Consider the following 3639-nt stretch of genomic DNA (forward strand, 5'->3'; position numbering starts at 1 on the left):
GTATTCGAGGAGCTGACCATGACTGAAGTCAAAGACACCGCCGTGCTTAACCTGGACCCCACTTTCGGCCCCAATAAAAATGGCCTCACCTGGTTTGAATATCCCGATCAGGAAAACGGCTTCGCCAACGCAGTTACCGTCGCGGCGGACGGCAAGCTGCTGATCGCCGCCAGCGCGGGCAACAAGTTCGCCATTGTGCGGTTGAAGCCTGATGGCACACAGGACGCTTCGTTTGCCCGGGATGGCGTGGCGACCGGGGTTTTCGCGCAGGGCTATAAATCCACGGGTGGCAGCATCAGCATCCTCGAAAACAACAATCTGTTGCTTCAGGGTGCCTTTGTCCTACACGAATACGCACGACCACAGCGCTGCTTGGCAATGTTTCGCAATGACGGAACGCCCGAGAGCGGATTTGGCGACAACGGCGTGGTCATCGTTAGCCAGATTCCGTTGCCCGCCCTCGCGTCGTCCGAGGTAGCACCGGAGCAAAAACGCACTACGGCATCCGATTACAGTGGCCATGCCATTGAACTGGCCGGCGGAAAACTGATGGTCCTGAGCAATCATCAATATTCCCCCAATGGCCAATACGGTCTTTTGATCAGGCTGCATAGCGACGGGGCTCTGGACACTTCCTTTGGCCAAGGACAGGGTTACATCACGATCCGATACCTGGACAATTCCACGTGGGCTGGCTCACTGATCCGGCTGCAGGACGGCAAATTCGCCATCGCAGGTTACGTTTCAAGTAAAGACCGCTACCGCGCAATGATCGCCCTCTTCGACGCCGCAGGTAAGCCTGTCAGCAGCTTTGGTGATAACGGTTTTGCCCTGTTCGAGCGCCTGGACAAGCTCAGTCAGATCAACCAACTGGTGGAAATGCCTGATGGCAACATCCTCGGCATCGGTAGCGCCACCTCGGAGGATCTTGTTCACAGGGGCGTCCTGGTTTGTGTCGACAGAAATGGCAAATACGCCAGCGACTTCAATGAAGGGAGGCCAGTCCTGACGTCTTATTCCGGCGCGCCTTTCGGCATCCAATGGACTGCTGGCACGCTGCGAGAAGGCGTACGCATCGTGTTGCTTTCCAGCACCCACGGCGAAGAAGACTCCGAAATCGTCATTGCCCAGTTCAAATCGGACGGCGCTCCGGATCGCGGTTTTGCCGACGACGGTGTGCTGGTGATCAATCTGACCGACGTGCTCGACATGGCGGGAGGCCTTGCTATTCAGAACAATCAGATTGTCGTAACCGGAACATCCCTGCCCCGTGCCGACGGCGTTGGTAGCTTCGCCTTCCGCTGCGCCGAGACGCTCTGAATGACAGACAAGAAAAAGCCCCGCCTCTTTCGAGAGCGGGGCTTCTTCATTCAGCCACTACTTACGCCAGTTCAAGCTCGGCATTCGCAGTGATCGCAGGCACGATCGCTTGCCCGCTCAACGCCAGATCCAGCAGTTCACGGTTGGCCACCGCGTACATGGCGTAGTCCGTACCGCTCGCAGCACGGATTTCCACCAGCATGGCGCGCCAGCGTTCGATCATGCTTTCGTGCTGGGCCATCCACAGCGCCAGGCGTGCTTCCACGTCCTGGGAGCCGTCGCCCTGTTGCAGGACGGAGATGGTGATCGCCCGTTGCTGCCAGTCGACGTCATCACGGAACGCTTCACGGGCCAGAGCCTGCCAGTTGTTTTCCACCGGCAGCGCGCTGATCTGTTGCAGGTACCAAGTGATGTCCAGCGCAGAGCCCACAGCGAAGTAAGCCTTGGCCACTTCGGCCGGGTCCTGCCCGGTGACGTCGGCGGCTTCGATGATCGGCAGCAGCGTGTACAGGTGCGAAGTACCCGCAACCATACGCGCCAGCAATTCCGGCACACCGGCTTCGACATACGCCTGATAGCGCGACTGCCAGTTCTCACGGATTTCGCCGCTGAGCAGTTCGTCGAGTTTCAGGCCCAGCTCTTTCAGGTGCGGACCGAAATGCGCGACGTCACGGGCAGCGTTCTGCTCGTTGCGGCGGGCACGCAGGAACCAGCGCGTGGCGCGACGGCCCAGACGCATCAGCTCGTCCATCAGCTCCAGCTGCACGTCAGCGGAAACCTGATAGTCCAGCGCTTCGATCTGACGGAACCAGTGCGGGAGGTGGAAGATGTCACGCACGATCACGTAAGCGCCAGCCACGTTCGCCGGGCTCATGCCGGTCGACTCTTTGAGTCGCTGCACGAAGGTGATGCCCATGTGGTTGACCAGATCGTTGGCGATCTGGGTGCTGACGATCTCGCGCTTCAGACGATGGCGACGCATGGCTTCGGAGAACTTGCTGACCAGGGTCGGCGGGAACGCCGTTTCCATGTCGCGGGTCAGGTAATCGTCGTCCGGCACCAGCGAGCCCAGCAGTTGCTCTTTCAGGTCGATCTTGCTGTAGGAAATCAGCACCGACAGCTCAGGACGGGTCAGGCCGTGGCCCTCAGCGACGCGCTCGGTCAGTTGCTCTTCAGTCGGCAGGAACTCGATGGCACGGTCCAGCTTGCCACGGCCTTCCAGATCGCTCATCAGACGCTTGTACTCAGCGATGCGCGCGTAGGCACGGCGCGCCGCCAGGGACAGGGCCTGAGTCTGCTTGTAGTTGTTGCCCAGCACCAGATTGCCGACTTCGTCGGTCATGCTCGCCAGCAACTGGTTGCGTTGCTTGTCGGTCATGTCACCGGCCTGAACCACTTCGTTCAGCAGGATCTTGATGTTCACTTCGTGGTCGGAGCAGTCCACGCCACCGGCGTTGTCGATGAAGTCGGTGTTGGAGCCGCCGCCATTCAAGCCGAATTCCACACGACCCAGTTGGGTCATGCCGAGGTTACCGCCCTCGCCCACGACTTTGCAGCGCAGCTCGTTACCGTTGACGCGCAGTGCATCGTTGGCCTTGTCGCCGACATCGGCGTGGCTTTCGGTGCTGGCCTTGACGTAGGTGCCGATACCGCCGTTCCACAATAGATCCACCGGCGCCTTGAGCAAGGCATTGAGCAGTTCGGTCGGGGTCAGCTTGTCAGCCTGGATGTCGAAGCGTTCTTTCATCTGCGGCGAGATCGCGATGCTCTTCGCGCTGCGCGAGAAGATACCGCCACCTTCGGACATGATGCTGGTGTCGTAATCGGTCCAGGCCGAACGCGGCAGGTCGAACAGACGCTGACGCTCGACGAAACTGGTCGCCGGGTTCGGGTTCGGGTCGATGAAGATGTGCATGTGGTTGAACGCGGCCACCAGTTGCAGCTTGTCGGACATCAACAGGCCGTTACCGAACACGTCGCCGGCCATGTCGCCGACGCCAACTACGGTGATGCTGTCTTCCTGAACATTGATGCCGCGTTCGCGGAAGTGGCGCTGCACGCCGACCCACGCGCCTTTGGCGGTGATGCCCATTTTCTTGTGGTCGTAACCGGCCGAACCACCGGAGGCAAACGCGTCACCCAGCCAGAAGCCGTAGTCGATGGCGATGCCGTTGGCGATGTCGGAGAAGGTTGCAGTGCCCTTGTCCGCCGCGACCACCAGGTACGGGTCATCGTCGTCATGACGCACGACGTTGACCGGCGGTACCAGGGCGCCGTCCTTCAGGTTGTCGGTGATGTCCAACAGGCCGGAAATGAAGA

2 protein-coding genes are annotated in these 3639 nt (G+C 60.1%); one reads left to right on the top strand and one right to left on the bottom strand.

Annotated features, from left to right (window positions below; all coding sequences use genetic code 11):
* On the top strand, positions 1 to 1320 hold a 1320-nt coding region (locus OQK_RS25810; RefSeq protein WP_238537268.1), incomplete at its 5' end, for a hypothetical protein.
* Positions 1321 to 1381: 61 nt separating this feature from the next.
* Here the strand turns inward: OQK_RS25810 and OQK_RS25815 are convergent.
* Positions 1382 to 3639, bottom strand: a 2258-nt coding sequence (locus OQK_RS25815) for an NAD-glutamate dehydrogenase domain-containing protein (RefSeq protein ID WP_038861775.1), incomplete at its 5' end; no start/stop codon positions are given.

Source organism: Pseudomonas sp. R62 (genome assembly GCF_000257605.1).
Taxonomy (GTDB): Bacteria; Pseudomonadota; Gammaproteobacteria; order Pseudomonadales; family Pseudomonadaceae; genus Aquipseudomonas; species Aquipseudomonas atacamensis.